We start from the raw sequence: 19,393 nt of genomic DNA, 5'->3' as shown, positions 1-19,393 counted from the left end.
AGGCCGTGACCGAGACCGAGGACGTCGAGGAGCTCCCGGAGGAGCAGCCCAGTGCGCGTCGCCGTCGTCGGCGCCGGGGCGGTGCCTTCGGCGAGGAGCCCGAGGCCCCGGCCGTCGAGGCCGCCGCCGAGGACGAGACCGAGGAAGCCGAAGAGGCCGCCGAGGACGTCGTCGAGGGCGAGGAGCCCGAGGAGTCCGAGGAGACCGGGTCGCGCCGGCGTCGCCGTCGCGGTGGCCGTCGCCGTCGTCGTGGTGAGGCCGCGGAGGCCGAGGGCGACAGCGGTGAGACCGATGAGGTCGCCGCCGCGCAGGCCGCCCAGGACGCCGAGGACACCGCCGAGCAGGAGGAAGAGGACGACGAGGACGCCCGCGACGAGGGCTCCGGCTCCAGCTCCAGCAGCAGGCGCCGCCGTCGCCGTCGTCGTCGCGCCGGTGACTCCTCCGTCGACACCGAGCCCGGCGAGGGCGACCCCGAGCGCACCGTCGTCAAGGTCCGCGAGCCCCGTCCCGCGCGGGAAAAGGGTGCCGAGCCGTCCGACGAGGTGCAGTCCATCAAGGGCTCCACACGCCTGGAGGCCAAGAAGCAGCGCCGCCGCGAGGGCCGTGAGCAGGGCCGCCGCCGGGTCCCGATCATCACCGAGGCCGAGTTCCTCGCCCGCCGCGAGGCCGTCGAGCGTGTGATGGTGGTCCGCCAGCACGGCGACCGCACCCAGATCGGCGTCCTTGAGGACAACGTGCTCGTCGAGCACTACGTCAACAAGGAGCAGTCGACCTCGTACGTCGGCAACGTCTACCTGGGCAAGGTCCAGAATGTACTGCCGTCGATGGAGGCCGCCTTCATCGACATCGGCAAGGGGCGGAACGCCGTCCTGTACGCCGGTGAGGTCAACTTCGAGGCGCTGGGCATGGCCAACGGCCCGCGGCGCATCGAGTCCGCCCTGAAGTCCGGCCAGTCGGTCCTGGTGCAGGTCACCAAGGACCCGATCGGGCACAAGGGTGCGCGTCTGACCAGCCAGGTCTCGCTGCCGGGCCGTTACCTCGTGTACGTCCCCGAGGGCTCCATGACCGGCATCAGCCGCAAGCTGCCCGACACCGAGCGGGCCAGGCTGAAGACCATCCTCAAGAAGATCGTCCCCGAGGACGCGGGCGTCATCGTGCGCACCGCCGCCGAGGGCGCGAGCGAGGAGGAGCTGCGCCGCGACGTCGAGCGGCTCCAGGCGCAGTGGGAAGAGATCCAGAAGAAGGCCAAGAACGGCAACGCCCCGACGCTGCTGTACGGCGAGCCGGACATGACCGTCCGGGTCGTCCGCGACATCTTCAACGAGGACTTCTCCAAGGTCGTCGTCAGCGGTGACGAGGCCTGGGAGACCGTTCACGGCTACGTCTCGCACGTGGCGCCGGACCTGGCCGAGCGGCTGTCGAAGTGGACCAGCGAGGTCGACGTCTTCGCCACGTACCGGATCGACGAGCAGCTCGCCAAGGCGCTGGACCGCAAGGTCTGGCTGCCCAGCGGCGGTTCGCTGGTGATCGACCGGACCGAGGCGATGGTCGTCGTCGACGTCAACACCGGCAAGTTCACCGGTCAGGGCGGCAACCTCGAAGAGACGGTCACCAGGAACAACCTGGAGGCGGCCGAGGAGATCGTCCGCCAGCTGCGGCTGCGCGACCTCGGCGGCATCATCGTCATCGACTTCATCGACATGGTGCTGGAGTCCAACCGGGACCTGGTGCTGCGGCGCCTCCTGGAGTGCCTGGGCCGCGACCGTACGAAGCACCAGGTGGCGGAGGTGACCTCGCTGGGCCTCGTGCAGATGACCCGCAAGCGGGTCGGCCAGGGCCTGCTGGAGTCCTTCTCCGAGACCTGCGTCCACTGCAACGGCCGCGGTGTCATCGTGCACATGGAGCAGCCGACGGCCCCCGGTGGCGGCGGCAAGCGCAAGAAGCGCGCGCGTGCCGGTGCCGGTCCCGAGCACGTGCACGAGGCGTCCGTCGCCGCCGAGCCGGTCGAGACGGCCGAGGAGGAGGCGGAGACCGAGGCCGAGGTCGCCGCGGAGGTCGCCGAGCCGGCCGCGCTGGCCGAGCCCGCGTTCGCGCCCGACGAGGAGCTGTACAGCAGCGTCGCCGAGGCGGAGGCCGCCGCTCGCGGCGGTCGCTCGCGGCGCCGTGGTGGTCGCCGGGTGTCCGCTCCGGCGGGTGCGCCGAAGAAGGGCCAGGCGATGCCCACGGCTCAGGACGTGACCGTCGCCGAGGAGGTCGCGCGTCCGGTGCAGCCGGAGTCGGCCGCCGAGGCGAAGGCCGAGCCGGTCGCCATGGAGGACGTGGTCGTCGAGACCCCGGCCGCGGCGACTCCGGTCACCGAGGCTCCGGTCGCCGAGGAGGCCGCGCCCAAGGGACGTACGCGGCGTCGCGCCACCCGCAAGGTGTCCGCGCCCGCCGGGTCGCCCGCGGGGGCCGAGGCCGCCGTGGTGACGGTCGGCGAGACGGCGCCCACGGCGCCCGAGCCGGTTGCCGAGACCCCGGCCGAGGCTCCGGCGGAGCAGGCCGAGGAGGCGCCCGCCGCTCCGGCCCGCCCGCGGCGCCGTGCCGTGCGCAAGGCCACCGCGCCGACCGCTTCCGAGGAGGGCGCCGTCATGGTCGTCCCGGCCGCGGAGGCGCAGGCGGAGCCCACCGCCGAGGCCCCGGCCGCGTCGGCTGCCGAGGAGGGCGTCGAGGAGGCGGCTCCGGCCAAGAAGACGGCCCGTAAGACGGCCAAGAAGGCCACGGCGAAGAAGGCCGCCACCAAGAAGACCGCGGCCAAGAAGACGGTCGCCAAGAAGGCGACGGCCAAGAAGGCGGCGAAGACCGTCAAGACGGCCGCGGCCAAGTCGACGGCGAAGAAGACCGCGGTCTCCGCAGCCGGCGACGAGTGACGCTCACGGTGAGTGACGTTCACTGACGAGTGACGTGAGGTGCGGCCGGTCCCTGTGACCGGCCGCACTTCTGTGGGGCCCGGCCCGGTTTGACCCTCTCGGCCACGGCCCCGTAACCTTGACCGTCGGCGTGTCCGTAGATATAGGCGCGCTACATCCCCGTAAACCTCATCCTCCGGAGCACAGGGTGTCCCGGAGAGGCTGTCCGCGTGCCGGGTGGCTGGACTGCGGGGGTGCCGTTTCCGAGCGAGAGAGTGAGATCCGCGTGTACGCCATCGTGCGCAGCGGTGGTCGCCAGCACAAGGTTGCTGTCGGCGACATCGTTGAGGTTGACAAGATTTCCACTGCCAATGTTGGCGACACGGTCGAGCTCTCGACCCTGCTCGTTGTCGACGGCGACGCTGTGACCAGCGACCCGTGGGTGCTGGCCGGCATCAAGGTCCAGGCCGAGGTCGTGGACCACCACAAGGGGCAGAAGATCGACATTCTGCGCTACAAGAACAAGACCGGCTACCGCCGTCGTCAGGGCCACCGCCAGCAGTACACGGCGATCAAGGTCACTGAGATCCCCACGGCTGCGAAGTAAGGGACTGAGGAGACATGGCACACAAGAAGGGCGCATCGTCCACCCGGAACGGTCGCGACTCGAATGCCCAGCGGCTCGGCGTGAAGCGCTTCGGCGGTCAGGTCGTCAACGCGGGTGAGATCCTGGTCCGCCAGCGTGGTACGCACTTCCACCCCGGTGCGGGCGTCGGCCGTGGCGGCGACGACACGCTGTTCGCGCTGCAGGCCGGTGCGGTGGAGTTCGGCACCAGCCGTGGCCGCAAGGTCGTGAACGTCGTTCCGGTCGCCTGACACCAGCCCTTTCGGGCTCAGGCTCCGTAGAGCGTTTCGCGAGGCGGACCTCACTTCCCTTCCGGGAAGGCGGGTCCGCCTTTCGCGTGTTAGGCAAGAGAGACATCCGTACGTTTTCATCAGTGCTGGAGGCACCCCACATGACCACCTTCGTGGACCGCGTCGAACTGCATGTCGCCGCGGGTAACGGAGGTCACGGCTGTGCCTCCGTTCACCGTGAGAAGTTCAAGCCGCTCGGCGGGCCCGACGGCGGCAACGGCGGGCGCGGCGGTGACGTCATCCTGACCGTCGACCAGTCCGTCACGACGCTGCTCGACTACCACCACTCGCCGCACCGCAAGGCCACCAACGGCAAGCCCGGCGAGGGCGGCAACCGGTCCGGCAAGGACGGCCAGGACCTGGTGCTGCCGGTGCCCGACGGCACGGTGGTACTGGACAAGGCCGGCAACGTCCTCGCCGACCTGGTCGGACACGGCACCTCGTACGTCGCCGCGCAGGGCGGCCGGGGCGGGCTCGGCAACGCCGCGCTGGCGTCGGCGCGCCGCAAGGCCCCGGGGTTCGCGCTGCTCGGTGTGCCGGGGGATCTCCAGGACATCGTGCTGGAGCTGAAGACGGTCGCCGACGTGGCGCTGGTCGGCTACCCGAGCGCGGGCAAGTCCTCGCTGATCTCCGTGCTGAGCGCGGCGAAGCCCAAGATCGCCGACTACCCGTTCACCACGCTCGTGCCGAACCTCGGTGTGGTGACCGCTGGTTCGACCGTCTACACCATCGCCGACGTCCCCGGGCTCATCCCGGGTGCCAGCCAGGGCAAGGGGCTGGGCCTGGAGTTCCTGCGGCACGTCGAGCGGTGCAGTGTGCTCGTGCACGTACTGGACACCGCGACGCTGGAGTCCGACCGTGACCCCGTCTCCGACCTGGACATCATCGAGGCGGAGCTGCGGGAGTACGGCGGGCTGGACAACCGGCCCCGGATCGTCGTCCTCAACAAGATCGACGTACCCGATGGCAAGGACCTCGCCGAGATGGTGCGGCCGGATCTGGAGGCCCGTGGGTACCGGGTCTTCGAGGTGTCGGCGGTGGCGCACATCGGGCTGAAGGAGCTGTCGTTCGCGCTGGCCGACCTGGTGGCCAGGGCACGGGCCGCGAAGCCGAAGGAAGAGGCGACGCGGATCGTGATCCGGCCCAAGGCCGTCGACGACGCCGGGTTCACCGTGACGCGCGAGGAGGTCGGCGGCGAGCCGCTGTTCCGGGTGCGCGGCGAGAAGCCCGAGCGCTGGGTGCGGCAGACCGACTTCAACAACGACGAGGCCGTCGGCTATCTCGCCGACCGGCTCAACCGCCTTGGCGTGGAAGAGGAGTTGATGAAGGCCGGGGCCCGTTCCGGGGACGGCGTCGCCATCGGGCCCGAGGAGAACGCGGTCGTCTTCGACTGGGAGCCGACGCTGATGGCCGGGGCGGAGATGCTGGGTCGCCGTGGCGAGGACCACCGCTTCGAGGAGCCGCGGCCCGCCGCGCAGCGCAGGCGGGACAAGCAGGCGGAGCGGGACGAGTCCCTCCGGGAGTTCGACGACTTCGAGCCGTTCTAGACACGGCGCCCTGCGCCGTCCTTGTGCTGAAAGATGCGGACCGGCGCCGAGAAGTGACCCTCGGCGCCCCTCCGCAGCACAGGCCGAAATGGTGAACGTCCGGGAAAGACACGGCACACCCCAGGGCAACCCCCTCGTCCCCCGGTGAGTCGTACTGGGCGGCGCGATGAGGATCTTGAATCTCGTCGCGCTCCAACCGCCCTTCGGATCCCTGGAGTTGATGTGGTCACCCTGGCTCCGCGCTCCCGCCGCCGTGCCCTGTTCCCCGGCCGGAGGCACCTGCTCCACGCCCACGGATTCGGCACCACCCGCCTAGGAGCCCACTCGGGGTTCGCGAACTAACCCCCCGCCGGTCGACGGCGCCACTTGACGGTCCCTCAGGCCCGTTGCGACAAGGTCAGGTTCATCCCGTTGTTCCCGTGTCGCAACGGGTCTTCTGCTGTCTGCTCATTTGTCATGTATGCGAAGGCTTCCGTTCAGCGGGCGGACCCCCCTGCTGCGTGAGCTTGCACGTGTCCAAGAGGCCAGTGAGACAAGGGAGTTCGCCGATGAACGGAGTTTCCGGACCCGTATCCCCCGGCCGGCGCCGCTTTCTGACCGGTGCCGCTACGCTCGGGGCTGTGGCTTCCGCCGAGCTGTGGCTTCCAGGTACCGCCCGGGCCGCCGAAACCCCCGTGCCCGACGGGGTGTTCAGCCTGGGGGTCGCCTCCGGTGATCCGCTCCCGGACGGCATCGTGCTGTGGACGAGACTCGCCCCCGACCCGCTCAACGGGGGTGGCATGCCCGACAGCGTGGTGCGGGTGGAGTGGGAGCTCGCCGAGGACGACGGGTGCAGAAAGATCGTGCGTCGCGGAGTCGCCCAGGCCCGTCCTGAACTGGGGCACAGCGTGCACGTGGACGTACGGGGCCTGCGTCCGGGCCGTACGTACTGGTACCGCTTCCGCGTCGGCGGCCAGCTCTCGCCGATCGGCCGTACCCGCACCGCCCCCCACCCGCACAGCTCCGGCGGCCGGCTGCGCATGGCGCTGGCCTCCTGCCAGAACTGGCAGCACGGCTACTTCACGCCGTACGCCGACATGCTGGCCCAGGACCCCGACTTCGTCCTCTTCGTCGGCGACTACATCTACGAGTCGACGCCGTCGGCGACGGGCGTGCGCCGGCACGAGGGCACGGGGGAGCCGTACAGCCTGGTCCAGTACCGCAACCGGTACGCCCAGTACCGCACCGACCCGGACCTCGCGGCGATGCAGGCGAACGCCCCCTGGGTGGTCAGCTTCGACGACCACGAGGTCGACAACGACTGGGCCGGGGAGATTCCGCAGGACCCCGACAAGCAGCCGCACGACGCCTTCGTGGCCCGGCTGACGGCGGCCTACCAGGCGTTCTACGAGCACATGCCGGTCCGTGCCACCGCGATCCCGAACGGCCCGCACATCCAGATGTACCGCCGCCTGGAGTTCGGCCGCCTCGCCCGCCTCAACGTCCTCGACACCCGCCAGTTCCGCAGCGACCAGGTGACCAGCCAGGAAGCCGCCCAGGACCCCTCGCTCACCATGCTCGGCGCCGAGCAGAAGCAGTGGCTGCTCGACGGGCTGCACGACTCGCCCGCAGTCTGGAACCTCATCGCCTCGCAGATAATGATGGCCGAGACCGACCTCCTCGTCGGCGAGGGCAAGCTCTGGTACTACGACGCCTGGGACGGCTACCAGGTGGAACGCAACCAGCTCATGGAGGAGTTCGCGGACATCCGCAACCCCGTCGTGTTCACCGGCGACCGCCACCTGACGATGATCAGCGACCTCAAGAAGGACTTCGCCGACCCGGACTCCGACGTCGTCGGTGCCGAGTTCGTCGGTACGTCCATCTCCAGCAGCGGCGACCGGGACCATGCCGCCTTCCATGCCGAGTGGGACCCGCGCATGCCGGACAACCCGCACTGGAAGCTGATCGACGCCCACTGCGGCTACCACCTCTTCGACATCCGCCGCGACGCCATCGACGCGCAGGTGCGGGTCGTGGACACGGTCCGGCAGCCGACGGCCACGTCCAGCACGCTGGCGCGGCTCAGGGTCGAGGCGGGCCGACCGGGCGTCGAGGTCGTGTAGCCCGCGACCGGCGAGGGTGACCTGGGACTCATCCGTGTCCCAGGTCACTCTCAGCACAGTCTCAGGAAGGGCTCTTACCGTCCTCTGACCATGGAGACGGACTGTACGAGAGATGAAGGTCCCGCGAACGGCGGCGTGATCACCCCGCTGCCCACCGGGACCCGGCTGCTGCACATCGGCCCGCACAAAACGGGCACCACCTCGATCCAGAGCGCGCTGTTCGAGGCGAAGGACGAGATGGCGCGGCACGGCGTCGAGTGGCCGGCCTCCACCCGGCACCCCATGGAGGCGGTCCTCGCCGCCTGTGCGTGCACCGGCATGATGGGCGACGTCGAGCCCACCGAGCGGCACTGGGAACGGCTGCTGGAGCGGGTGCGCGCCACGGGCCGGCGCACGTCTGTGATCAGCAGCGAGTTCTTCGCCGACGCCCCCGACGACGAGACGATCGGGCGGATCGTCGGACAGCTCGGCGGCGACCGCGTACACGTCCTGGTCACGCTGCGCCCGCTGGCGCGGGTCATGCCGTCCCAGTGGCAGCAGTATGTGCAGAACGGTCTGCGCATGGGCTACGAGGACTGGCTGGAGCACATGCTCAGAAAGCCGCCGTACGACAGACCCAACCCCAGCTTCTGGCGCCGGCACCGGCATGACCGGCTCGTCGAGCGGTGGACCGGGGTGGTCGGGGCGGAGCGGGTCACCGTCGTCGTGGTGGACGACCGGGACCGGGCGGGGCTGATGCGCACCTTCGAGACGCTGCTCGGACTGCCCGCGGGGCTGCTGCGTCCCGTTCCGGACGCGGCGAATCGCTCTCTCACCCTCGCCGAGACCGAAATGCTGCGGAATCTTAATAAGGAATTCCGCGCCAATGAACTGCCCGCGGAGCTCTATTCACAGCTCGTCAGGAACGGCGCTGTGATGCATATGAAGAACACGTGCACCCCCGGTCCCGGCGAAGTGAAGATCGGTACCCCGCAGTGGGCCGTCGAGGCCGCCGCCGAGATCGCCGCGGAGATGGCGGAGCGTATCGGCGGCACCGGCGTGCGGGTCCTGGGTGACATGCGGCTGTTGTCCGAAAAGCAGATGCCCGCGACCCGTCCCGGGGGCGAGCCGCGCATCGCCCCCGAGGCCGCCGCCCAGGCGCTCTACGGGGCCCTCGCCGCGGCCGCGGCGGCGCCTGTACGGCACACTGCGGCCGCCGGGGCGCGCACCGTTCACCAGACGTCTTCCAAGGAGCTGGTGCGGGTACTCGGCCATCGTTGTCTCAAGCGGCTGCGGCTTCGCTGAACCCCTGTGCCGTTACTCACAGCAATTGTCCGGGGCGCCCGGAGGGCCTCTCGCAATGACCATGCGTACAAGGTGAATGACAGGTTGCGCGCACATATGCAGCCGGGGACGCTCACCTTGCACTGCGGTAACCCCAAGTGGGACCATTTCCGGGTTCCCAGTCGCCACAAGGTAGGTCACCTGTGTCCCAGCACATAGCCAAGCCCCGTACCACCGCAGTGATCCTGGCCGGTGGCACCGGTCAGCGGGTGGGTCTGTCGATCCCCAAGCAGCTGCTGAAGATCGCCGGCAAGGCAGTCATCGAGCACACGCTGACCACCTTCGAGAAGGCCGACTCGATCGACGACGTCATCGTGCTGATGGCGCCCGGTTATGTACCGGACATCGAGAAGATCGTAGCCAAGGCCGGGTTCACGAAGGTCAAGAAGATCATCGAGGGCGGCTCCACGCGAAACGAGACGACCGAGCGCGCCATCGAGGCCCTCGGTGAGGGCCTGGCCGAGGGCGAGGACCTGAACGTCCTGTTCCACGACGCCGTACGCCCTCTGCTGTCACAGCGTGTGATCGACGACTGCGTGGTCGCCCTGGAGCGTTTCCAGGCCGTCGACGTCGCCATCCCGTCCGCGGACACCATCATCGTCACGCGCACGCACGGCGAGGACGGCGAGTTCATCACCGAGATCCCGGACCGCTCCCGGCTGCGCCGCGGCCAGACGCCGCAGGCCTTCAAGCTGTCCACGATCAAGCGGGCCTACGAGGTCGCCGCCGGTGACCCGAACTTCCAGGCCACGGACGACTGCTCCGTCGTGCTCAAGTACCTGCCGGACGTGCCGATCCACGTCGTCGCGGGTGACGAGTACAACATGAAGGTCACCCAGCCCGTCGACGTCTTCATCGCCGACAAGCTCTTCCAGCTGGCCTCCACCGCCACTCCCGAGCAGGTGAGCGAGGAGGCCTACCGCGAGCTGCTGACCGGCAAGACCTTCGTCGTCTTCGGCGGCAGCTACGGCATCGGCAAGGACATCGCCGAACTCGCCGAGTCCTACGGCGCCAAGGTGTACGCGCTGGGCCGCTCCACCACCGGCACCCACGTGGAGAACCCGGAGGAGGTCGACGACGCGCTGTCCAAGGCGTACGCCGAGACCGGCCGGATCGACTACGTCGTCAACACCGCCGGCGTCCTGCGCATCGGCAAGCTCGCCGAGACCGACAACGCCACCATCGAAGAGGCGCTGAAGGTCAACTACCTCGCCCCGGTGCAGATCGCGCGCTCCTCGTACAAGTACCTCTCCGAGACCAAGGGCCAACTGCTGCTCTACACCTCCAGCAGCTACACCCGCGGTCGCGCCGAGTACTCCCTGTACTCCTCGACCAAGGCCGCCATGGTGAACCTCACCCAGGCCCTGTCCGACGAGTGGGCCGGTGACGGCATCCGCGTCAACTGCATCAACCCGGAGCGCACCGCCACCCCGATGCGCACCAAGGCCTTCGGCCAGGAGCCCGCGGGCAGCCTGCTCTCCTCCGAGGCCGTCGCCCGGACCTCGCTCGACGTGCTGCTCTCCGAGCTGACCGGCCATGTCATCGACGTCCGCCAGCAGGACCCGACGGCGGCGGCCGGAAAGGCGTCCGGCTTCGAGCAGGCGCTGGCCAGTGTTCTGGACCGCCAGGACGGCATGGCATAATCAAGATTTAATAGCCTTATGGAATTCAGGCCTCTGCGGTTCTTCGTTCACGAAGAATTCACAGGGGCCTGAGTCCTTCCCCCCGTCAGACCGGCCCCTCTCCCTGAGCAGGTTCTCCGTGATATCCACCGCTATTCGCGTCGCCCGGGTGGGCAGCCCGGCCGAGCTGGCCGCGGCGGCCCTCATGATCCTGGGCTTCCCGGCGCTCATGCTGGCCGCGCTCGTCCCGAGCGTCCCCGCCTTCGCGGCCGCGGCCGCCGTGACGTACCTGGCGGACCACTATCTGCACCGCAAGGGCAGCTATCTGGTCAATCGTCTGAGCAAGGTGCGGGCAGGTCTGTCGATCCGCTTCCTGATCAGGCAGCTGCTGCTGATCCTGCTGCTGGCCCGGCTCGGCTTCGCTGACGACCTGATCTACTACGGCGCCATCGCCTGCTTCATCGCCTTCTACGGCCTCCAGGCCCCGCACGGCGCGCTGGTCACCCTGATCCGCAACCGCCGCCGTATGCCGGTCGCCACCCGCAACATCGACCTCGCCTCGCGCATCCGCATCCCGGACGCCCCGCCGCGCCGGCTGCTGCACCGCTCGGCCGAGAAGATGCTCCACCTCGACCTCGCGGCCGTCGTCGGCATCCTCGTCTCGGCGGCCCTGGGGTCGGCCGGGTTCGGCTTCCTCGGTATCGGCCTCACCGTCGGCCTGGGCACCGGGTACGTCCTCGCGCTCGTGCCGTACGTGCGCGGCAGGAAGGTCCCGCCGAACGCCGAGACCGTGCTGGGTGCCGTGGACGACTGGCTGCGCGAGTACCGCCCCGAGACGGTGCTGTACTTCTCCGGCTCCAAGGACTCCGCGTACCAGGTCAACATGTGGCTGGAGACCATGGAGCAGCTGGACTCCAAGCCGCTGATCATCCTGCGTGAGCGCGTCATCCTGAACAACCTGGCGCCCACCACGGTCCCCGTGATCTGCGTGCCCGGCGGCGTCCACCTGATGAACCTGGACCTGACCAACGTGCGCGTCGCCCTCTACGCCGCGAACGTCGGCAAGAACATCCACCTGCTGCGCGTCCCGACCATGAAGCACGTCTTCATCGGCCACGGCGACAGCGACAAGCTGGCCAGCGTCAACCCGTACAGCAAGGTCTACGACGAGGTGTGGACCGCGGGCCGCGCGGGCCGCGACCGCTACGCCATCGCCGACGTCGGCGTCCGCGACGACGACATCGTCGAGGTCGGCCGTCCGCAGCTGGCGCCGATCCAGGGCTGGAACGGAGTCCCCGAGGGCCGTATCCCGACCGTCCTGTACGCCCCGACCTGGGAGGGCTGGGACGGCAACCCCGGCAACACCTCGATCGTGCTGGCCGGCGAGAACATCGTGAAGAAGCTGGTGAAGGCCGACCCGCCGGTCCGCGTCCTGTACAAGCCGCACCCCTTCACCGGCACCGTCAGCAAGGAGGCCGGCGCCGCGCACCGCAGGATCACGGCCCTGGTCGAGCAGGCCGCCACCGAGCGCGCCACCGACTCCCGCTTCCAGGCCGACAGCGCCGCGCAGACCGCCGCCAAGACCGAGCTCGCCCGTATCGAGGCCCGCCTCGCCGAGCTGTCCGGCAAGGCCAAGGGCAAGGGGGGCAAGGGCAACGGCAGTGGGGACGAGGCCGAGGCCACCCGTGACGGCCTGGTCGACCTCGCCCGGCACGAGGAGGTCGCCCGGCTGCGCGCCGAGTGGAACACCGCGTACTGGCGTTCCTTCGGCGGCCATGAGCACCGCGTCATCACCGGCGCCCAGCCGCGTCTGTACGACTGCTTCAACGTCTCCGACGCGATGGTCTCGGACATCTCCAGCGTGGTCTCCGACTTCATCGCCAGCGGCAAGCCGTACGCCGTGACCGATTCCGCCGAGCTGGGCGTGGAGGAGTTCAAGCGGCAGAACACGGCCGTGCGCGCCGCGACGATCCTGTCCAACAGCGCGGCCGAGCTGGGCGAGCTGCTGGACGCCGTACGGGATCCGGCCGGGGACCCGCTGGCCGAGGACCGGGGCGACCTCAAGCGGTACCTGCTCGGCCCGGACGAGCCCACGTCCATCGAGCAGTTCAACACCGCGGTGGCGAACCTCGCGACCAAGGCCGACAGGCGCAATGTCGGCCAGGAGTCACGGGCGGCGGCCGGAGCCGCCGAGGCCGAACTGGCGGCCGTACCCGCGCCGCGGGTGGCGTCTGCGGAGGACGATGTGACGGCCTGACCCGCGAGGTCACCAGCGGGACGAACGGCGCGGCCCCCGAGGAGCGAATCCTCGGGGGCCGCGCCGTTTTCGTGTATGGCCGTATTGCTTCTAGTGGGCCTCTTACGTTGCCCGAATAGCGTGACTCCATGTCAGTTCACTTTTGTGATCTGGCTCACCAAAAGAGGGCGACGAGGCAACCGCTTGCATCACGCAGCCGTCTACCAGTTAGTGAATGAGCTGATACGGGGGAAATATCCCATTGACGAGGGGGAAACGTGACCGTTACGCAGCCTGATGTGACTGTGATCATCGGGGCGTACGAAGCGATGCCATACCTGGTCGAGTGCCTTGCTTCCGTCGAGGCGCAGACCATCGACCCGGGGCGCATCGAGGTCATCGCCGTCGACGACGGTTCGACGGACGGTACGGGGGAGTGCCTGGAGGAGTTCGCGGCCCGCGTGGCCATGCCGGTGACCGTGATCCGGCAGGCGAACTCGGGCGGGCCCAGCGGCCCGCGCAACGTCGGCCTGGGCAAGGCGACCGGGCGTTACGTCTTCTTCCTGGACGCCGACGACCGGCTGGGCCCCGAGGCCCTTGAGCGTATGGTCGCCATGGGCGACAAGAACGGCACGGACGTGGTGCTCGGCCGGGTCGAGGGCGTCAACCGCACCGCGCCCAAGTCGATGTGGGGCAAGACGCTGGACCGGACCGACGTCTTCTCCTCCAATATCAAGTTCACCCTGAGCGCGCAGAAGCTGTTCCGCCGCGAGCTGCTGACCCGGCATCACATGCGTTTCGACGAGTCCCTGTGGACCGGCGAGGACGCGCTGTTCACGATGGAGGCCTATCTGCGGGCCGACGGCGTCTCCGTGGTCGCCGACTACACCTGCTACTACCTGGTGGGCCGCGACGACGGCAAGCATGTGACGAAGAGCGGCGGTTACTCCCTGCGCTTCGACTCCGCGCGTGCCCTGATGAACCTGATCGCCGAGCACGTGCCGGCGGGCGAGCGGCGCGACCTGCTGATGCTCCGCCCGTTCCTCATCACCCTGCTGCCGCAGTTCGGGCCCAAGTACGCCAAGGACAGCGAGAAGGTCAGGAAGCACAAGCTGGAGCTGGCCAAGCCCCTCATGGACGCCCACTGGACGCCGTCCGTCGCCCGCCGCCTCAAGGTCGAGGAACGCCTGCGGCTGCACCTGGTCGCCGAGCAGCGCGGCGATCTCCTGCTGCCCGTCGTGGAGTTCGTCAAGGCCAAGAAGCAGGCGGCGGCCCTCCTGGAGAAGAAGGGCCGCCGTGTCTACCTCGCCTACCCGCACTTCCGGGACGCGGCGGCGGGGATACCGGACTCGGTCTACCTCGCCGGACCGCGCGAGGCCCGTGCCTTCCCCGGGTACCGGGAGGGCGGCGCGGACTCGTTCCTGCGGCGTGCGGTGCGCAAGGCGCGCCGGGTGCTGAGGTCCTCGGGCGGGGCTACGCCGGGCGGGCGGGCTGCTGCGGCGTGACCGACCGGCGCTGATCGGGGATCTCGGCGGGCAACTCGGCCGCCAGCCGCTCCGTCATCCGCGCCCGGTGCTCCAGCGCCGCCGAACACAACGTCCGTACGGCCTCGTTGAAGCGCACCTGTGACGTCGGCTCGTCCGGCCCCAGCAGGTGCCGCTTCAACTCCGCCCGCTCCTCGGCCAGTCGGTCCTTCTCGGGGTGCCGGACCGTGTCCAGCAGCTCCGGCATCCCGGCCGCGTCCGGCGCCAGCACGGTCGCCGCGCGCACGGTCGGGAAGGCCTTGCGGAACACGTCCTCCGCGAGACCGCTGGTGTTCGCCACGGCGTACGGCTTCCCGCTGGCCAGGAAGTCGCTGATCACGCTCGACACATCGCTGATGAGCAGGTCGGCCACGTTGAAGCAGGCGTACAGCGTGGGCCGGGCATCGGTGACGATCTGGTGCTCGCCCTCCGGCAGTGAGGCCCAGAACGCCTCCTCCCAGGCCGCCGTGGCCGCCGCCACCGCCGCCGCCCGCCCCGGCTCCGGCGCCGCCTGCAGCAGCATCCGCTCGACCTGATCGGCGCCCGCCCGGACGGCGATCGTGGTGAGACGGTCCAACTCCCTCGTGCGCAGGGCGAGTTCCCCGGTCTCACGCGGCCGCTCACCCGCCCGCTCCCGGTTCGCCGCCCGGATGAGCTCCCGGATCCGCAGATCGGCCGCCCCCGCCCGCGGATCCACCGAGCCCGTCAGCGGATGCGGCTTGTACAGCAGCCGTACGCCGGGGTCCGCGAGCAGCGCCCGCACGAGGTTCTCGCCGGCGTCCACCACCGAGGTGTTGCCGGGGTTGCCGTCCCAGCCCTCCCAGGTCGGCGCGTACAGAACGGTCGTGCGGTGTCCGGCCCCGGCGGGCGGACCCGAGTACGGCCGTACGGCGTCCAGCTGCGGGCGGCCGATCTCCACGACGTCCTTGTCCTCGACACCGACCTCCGCCGTCGCATAGCGCTCACGCGCCGCCGGACCGGCCACCCACACCTCGTCGTACGCCTTCGCGTACGGGTTGCAGGACGACAGCTTGTCGCTCTCGCCGTGGTTGACGAAGGTGTGCTTGAGCGTGGGGATGCGCAGGACCTGGGAGGTCTTGCCCGAGTTCGAGGGGTGGATGAGGACCTGCAGCGAGGACTGCTCCAGGCGCATCAGGGTGGAGACCTTCGGCAGACAGAGGATCGGCACGTCCGTCGGCCCGATCTTCTGCACCATGAACCGCTCCCGCAGCACGATCAGCGGACGGCCCTCCAGCTGCGCGAGCGGCTCCAGCCACATGTTCGCCTGGTACGCCGACGACGCCCCGCCGGAGAAGTACAGCCCGGCCGTCGGCCGGTACTCCGCCAGCCAGGCGTCCAGCCAGTCCAGCGCCTCGTGCTCGCTCGCCGGGCGACGGCTCGGCAGTAGTCGTACGACAAGGTCGTACAGGCCCAGCAGGGACAGCCCCAGGGACAGTGCGATGCCGAGGGCCGCGCAGCGTGGGTCGTCGGTGGCCGCCGTGGTGAGCAGGCCCGCCGTGGCGGGGAGGCCGAAGGCGAGCAGACGGTCGCCGGGGCGGCGCAGCAGGACCGGTGGGGCGGGGGACAGACGCAGTGCGGAGGCGTCGATGTTGCGGGTGATCACCGGCAGGGTGCGGGTGCGGCGGACCAGCACCGAGAGCGCCTGGATCACGCAGTGCAGCGCGTAGAAGGCGAGCAGGCCCGCGATGAGCGGGGTGTACAGGGTCTCCCGGTGCTGCTCGCCGAGCCGTAGGAGGGCCACGACCAGCAGCAGGTCCCGCAGCACATGGCGCACGGTGATGTCCGCGTGCGACTTGGCGAACACCGACAGCACACCCCGGTGCCAGCGGTACAGCACGCCCTCGACGGCCAGGGACGCGACCGTCGCGGCGAGCAGCAGCGGGACGTGCGGACGCAGGGCGGCGACGGCCTGGGCGCCGAAGGATGCGACCAGGAGAGCCGTGACCAGCGCTCTCGCCGGGATGCGGGACAGGGGTGTGGGCAACTGCGGTCACTCCAAGGTAGGCGCGGGATGTCGTGCGCCCGGGTTAACGCTCGGCTGCCTCCAGACGACACGCACGTGACGCTCCGCTGGGAGGGCCGGGAGGGGGCGTTGGGTGTCTGCGGGTGCGTTGTGGCTGGTCGTGCCCACGCGGCGGAGCCGCATATCGATGCAGCCCCGCGCCCCTTCAGGGGGCGTTGCCGGACCGTACCTTCAGGGGTCCTGTTACTGCCGTCCCGACTGAAGTGCTCGGCGGATCGGGCCGCCCACCGCGCGGCGGGCCCGGCGGTAGACGGATGCCGCCGGGAATGCCGTGCCTGCCTTGGTGGTGCGGGCCAGTTCGCGTTTCAGGCGGTCGTTGTCCGCGCCGAGTTCCGTGATACGGCTCTGCAGCCAGCCGAAGCGGGTGGTCAGCGAGGCGAGGTCGGCGTCGTTCCAGGGGCGGATGCCCGGCGGGAAGGGCAGGGACCGCAGGCGCTCCTCGAAGGCGGCGCCGCCGTCACCGTGCGCGAACGTGTTCTCCAGGCCATTCCTGTCGAGGAACGCCGTGAACCGCTCGAACCGCTCCTGGTGGCCGCCCGTCAGGGCACCGAAGTCGGCCTCCTCGTAGAGCGACGCCGGGTCCAGGTCCTCGGGCAGCCGGTCGATCCGGCGGTGCGGGATGTCGAAGTAGCGGCACAGCTCCAGCGTCCGCGAGTCGCCGCACAGCACGGTCGCCGGTGTGCCCGCGAGCAGCGCGGCGATGTTGCCGTGGATGCGGGAGCCGAAGGAGAAGTCGAAGGTGCGCAGGTCGTCGATCCAGGTGACCGGGTCGATGTAGACGCGGACCTTGTCCTCCCGGTACATCGGGTGGTCGGGGTGCGTCGGCATCGCCGTCACCCGGCCGTTCGGCTCGGACAGGTCCCGCCAGTGCAACTGCCGTGCGTCGCTCAGGTTCTGGCCGATGAAACGCAGGTGGGGATAGCGCGCGTGGGCCCGGGTGACGACTCGGTCCAGGCCCTGCGACCGCACCGCGCTGTGCGAGCCGTTGACCGCGATCCGGGAGCCGGGGGTGAGCGCCGGTTCCCGCTTGGTGACGTCGAGTTCCTTGCCGTACATGAACAGCGACGGGCACCCGATGACCTCGACGTCGCGGAAGCCCAGGTCCTTCAGATACGTCTCGGTGAACTCGCCGCGCACCCCGATCGAGGCGCTGCGGTCGAGCACCGCGGAGACGAACGCGCGCACGGAGGGCTCGATGGCCTTCAGCCGCGCCGCGTTGTAGTTCAGTCCGGTCTGCGCGCCGACCCCCACCACGACCACCGGGATCCGCAGCCTGGTGATGAGCCGCGTCAGCCGCTTCAGCTGTGCCTCGAACGAGGGCCGGAACGCGTTGGCCAGCGGTACGACGAAGGCGTCGTACTCCTCGTTGATCCGGCCCGCCGACGAGACATCGGTGCGGATGCCGTTCGAGACGACCTCGGTGTGCGGGGTCTCCAGGATCTTGTGCGTGGCGTCGCTGAAGATCAGGTTGCCCGAGTTGGTGGCGATGACGTCCCGGTGCAGGGCCTCCTCCACCGGGACGACGTCGTAAGGGCTCTTCCCCGAGCGGAGGAGTATGCGCTGTGCGCGACGAGCCGTGGGTGATGTGGGTGCGGTGGGTGACACGGCGTTCAACTTAAGTTCACCGAATAGTTGAGAGCCATAAGCAACGAGTACAACCTTTTTGCCGTATGCAACGCGTGAGCAAACCGTCACGCGGCGCCTGTCCGGAGGTTGGACCGATGCGCGCCACCCGATCCGCTTCGCGTAGATTTCGGGGCAGGCAACCGGCATTCGCGCGAGGGGGAAGAGCACAGGTGGCAGGGGCAAGACAGGGTGTGCGCGAGGCCCGCAGGGTCGTCGTCAAGGTGGGCTCCTCGTCGCTGACCACCGCGTCCGGCGGTCTGGACGCGGACCGCGTCGACGCGCTGGTCGACGTCCTGGCCAAGGGCCGCAGCGGCGGGGAGCGGGAGATCGTCCTGGTCTCCTCCGGCGCCATCGCGGCCGGGCTCGCCCCGCTGGGGCTGCGGCGCCGCCCCAAGGACCTGGCCCGCCAGCAGGCCGCCGCGAGCGTCGGCCAGGGCCTCCTGGTCGCCCGCTACACCGCTTCCTTCGCGCGCTACGCCGTCCGTGTCGGCCAGGTGCTGCTGACCAGCGACGACATGAGCCGCCGCGTCCACCACCGCAACGCCTCGCGCACCCTCGACAAGCTCCTCGCGATGGGCGCGTTCCCGATCGTCAACGAGAACGACACCGTCGCCACCGACGAGATCCGCTTCGGCGACAACGACCGGCTCGCCGCGCTGGTCGCCCATCTCGTACGGGCGGATCTGCTGGTGCTGCTGTCCGACGTGGACGGCGTGTACGACGGCGACCCCAGCAAGCCGGGGACGTCGCGGATAGCGGAGGTGCGGGTACCGGAGGATCTCGCCCACGTCGAGATCGGCAGCGCGGGCAAGGCCGGCGTCGGCACCGGCGGCATGGTGACCAAGGTCGAGGCGGCCCGGATCGCGGCGGCCGCCGGTATCCCCGTCGTCCTGACCAGCGCGATCCACGCGGCCGACGCCCTCTCCGGCGGCGACACCGGTACGTACTTCCACGCCACCGGCAAGCGCTCCGCCGACCGGCTGCTGTGGCTCCAGCACGCCTCCACGCCCCAGGGTTCGCTCACCCTGGACGACGGCGCGGTCCGGGCGGTCGTGGAAGGCCGCAAGTCCCTCCTCCCGGCCGGAATCGCCGCCGTCGAGGGGGAGTTCAGCGCCGGCGACCCGGTCGAGCTGCGCGACAGCACCGGTCACGCGGTCGCCCGCGGACTCGTCAACTTCGACGCCAAGGAGATTCCGCAACTGCTCGGGCGCTCGACACGGGAGCTGGCTCGGGAGCTGGGAGCGGAGTACGAGCGGGAGGTCGTCCATCGGGACGACCTGGTGATTCTGGAGTCCTGAGGGAGTCCTGATGCCTGAGGGCCCCGGCCTGAGGGATCCCTGAAAGTGTCCTGAGGCCTGCATCGCCCCGGGGGCCGACCCCCGGACCCCCGGCCGAAAACGGGGGGAACGCCCCGCTTGCGATGTCGCCCTGAGGTGGACGTTCCGCGCTGCATTGTCCCGGGGGCCGACCCCCGGACCCCCGGCCGAAAACGGGGGGAACGCCCCGCTTCCGATGTCGCCCTGAGGTGGACGTTCCGCAAAACCGCCCCGCGAGCCCTTGCGGC

The 19,393-nt window shown here is 69.9% G+C and carries 12 protein-coding genes; 10 read left to right on the top strand and 2 right to left on the bottom strand.

Features of this window, described 5'->3' with window-relative positions; genetic code table 11:
- The 9 genes from POF73_RS04885 to POF73_RS04845 all read left to right on the top strand — a co-directional run.
- The coding region (locus POF73_RS04885) for a ribonuclease E/G (RefSeq protein ID WP_272113186.1) at window positions 1–2,909 on the top strand (2,909 nt) is incomplete at its 5' end.
- A 265-nt stretch (window positions 2,910–3,174) separates the two neighbouring features.
- On the top strand, window positions 3,175–3,495 hold the full coding sequence (rplU, locus tag POF73_RS04880; RefSeq protein ID WP_272113185.1) for a 50S ribosomal protein L21: 321 nt from the start codon (window positions 3,175–3,177) through the stop codon (window positions 3,493–3,495).
- A 14-nt stretch (window positions 3,496–3,509) separates the two neighbouring features.
- Window positions 3,510–3,764 carry a 50S ribosomal protein L27 gene (gene rpmA, locus POF73_RS04875; protein WP_193473216.1) on the top strand — a complete coding sequence of 85 codons (255 nt, stop codon included), beginning with the start codon at window positions 3,510–3,512 and terminating at the stop codon, window positions 3,762–3,764.
- Window positions 3,765–3,904: 140 nt separating this feature from the next.
- On the top strand, window positions 3,905–5,350 hold the full coding sequence (gene obgE, locus POF73_RS04870) for a GTPase ObgE (RefSeq protein ID WP_272113184.1): 1,446 nt from the start codon (window positions 3,905–3,907) through the stop codon (window positions 5,348–5,350).
- A gap of 548 nt (window positions 5,351–5,898) precedes the next feature.
- Complete coding sequence (locus tag POF73_RS04865) at window positions 5,899–7,455, top strand: alkaline phosphatase D family protein (protein ID WP_272113183.1); 1,557 nt, start codon at window positions 5,899–5,901, stop codon at window positions 7,453–7,455.
- 90 nt (window positions 7,456–7,545) lie between these two features.
- The gene (locus POF73_RS04860) at window positions 7,546–8,739 is read left to right on the top strand and encodes a hypothetical protein (RefSeq protein ID WP_272113182.1); all 1,194 of its coding nucleotides are present in this window, start codon (window positions 7,546–7,548) and stop codon (window positions 8,737–8,739) included.
- Window positions 8,740–8,921: 182 nt separating this feature from the next.
- Complete coding sequence (locus tag POF73_RS04855) at window positions 8,922–10,421, top strand: bifunctional cytidylyltransferase/SDR family oxidoreductase (protein WP_272113181.1); 1,500 nt, start codon at window positions 8,922–8,924, stop codon at window positions 10,419–10,421.
- Between the two features lie 118 nt (window positions 10,422–10,539).
- On the top strand, window positions 10,540–12,657 hold the full coding sequence (locus tag POF73_RS04850) for a hypothetical protein (RefSeq protein ID WP_272113180.1): 2,118 nt from the start codon (window positions 10,540–10,542) through the stop codon (window positions 12,655–12,657).
- A gap of 257 nt (window positions 12,658–12,914) precedes the next feature.
- Window positions 12,915–14,141, top strand: coding sequence for a glycosyltransferase family 2 protein (locus tag POF73_RS04845; RefSeq protein ID WP_272113179.1), 1,227 nt, complete (start codon window positions 12,915–12,917; stop codon window positions 14,139–14,141).
- On the opposite strand, the gene POF73_RS04840 is transcribed toward POF73_RS04845, so the two are convergent.
- A complete protein-coding gene (locus POF73_RS04840; protein WP_272113178.1) occupies window positions 14,110–16,164 on the bottom strand; it encodes a hypothetical protein in 2,055 nt (684 codons plus the stop codon). The two genes, POF73_RS04845 and POF73_RS04840, sit on opposite strands and share 32 nt — an antisense overlap.
- Window positions 16,165–16,386: 222 nt before the next feature.
- Entirely contained in the window at window positions 16,387–17,808 is a 1,422-nt protein-coding gene (locus POF73_RS04835) for a polysaccharide pyruvyl transferase family protein (RefSeq protein WP_272113177.1), read from the bottom strand.
- Window positions 17,809–17,999: 191 nt separating this feature from the next.
- Here POF73_RS04835 and proB point away from each other — a divergent pair, with 191 nt between their 5' ends.
- Window positions 18,000–19,127 (top strand): glutamate 5-kinase, encoded by a 1,128-nt coding sequence (proB, locus tag POF73_RS04830; protein WP_272113176.1) that lies wholly within the window; start codon window positions 18,000–18,002, stop codon window positions 19,125–19,127.
- The last annotated feature ends 266 nt before the right edge of the window (window positions 19,128–19,393 follow it).

The organism is Streptomyces sp. HD (genome assembly GCF_028369295.1).
In the GTDB taxonomy this organism is placed as follows: domain Bacteria; phylum Actinomycetota; class Actinomycetes; order Streptomycetales; family Streptomycetaceae; genus Streptomyces.
The sequence above is the reverse complement of the archived record's forward strand: the minus strand, read 5'-3'. Positions and strand labels throughout refer to the sequence as shown.

Bases quoted from the DNA above. Each gene is read 5' to 3' on its own strand.
- POF73_RS04865 (WP_272113183.1), top strand. From the start codon at position 5,899: ATGAACGGAGTTTCCGGACCCGTATCCCCCGGCCGGCGCCGCTTTCTG.
- POF73_RS04860 (WP_272113182.1), top strand. From the start codon at position 7,546: ATGGAGACGGACTGTACGAGAGATGAAGGTCCCGCGAACGGCGGCGTG.
- obgE (WP_272113184.1), top strand. From the start codon at position 3,905: ATGACCACCTTCGTGGACCGCGTCGAACTGCATGTCGCCGCGGGTAAC.
- rpmA (WP_193473216.1), top strand. From the start codon at position 3,510: ATGGCACACAAGAAGGGCGCATCGTCCACCCGGAACGGTCGCGACTCG.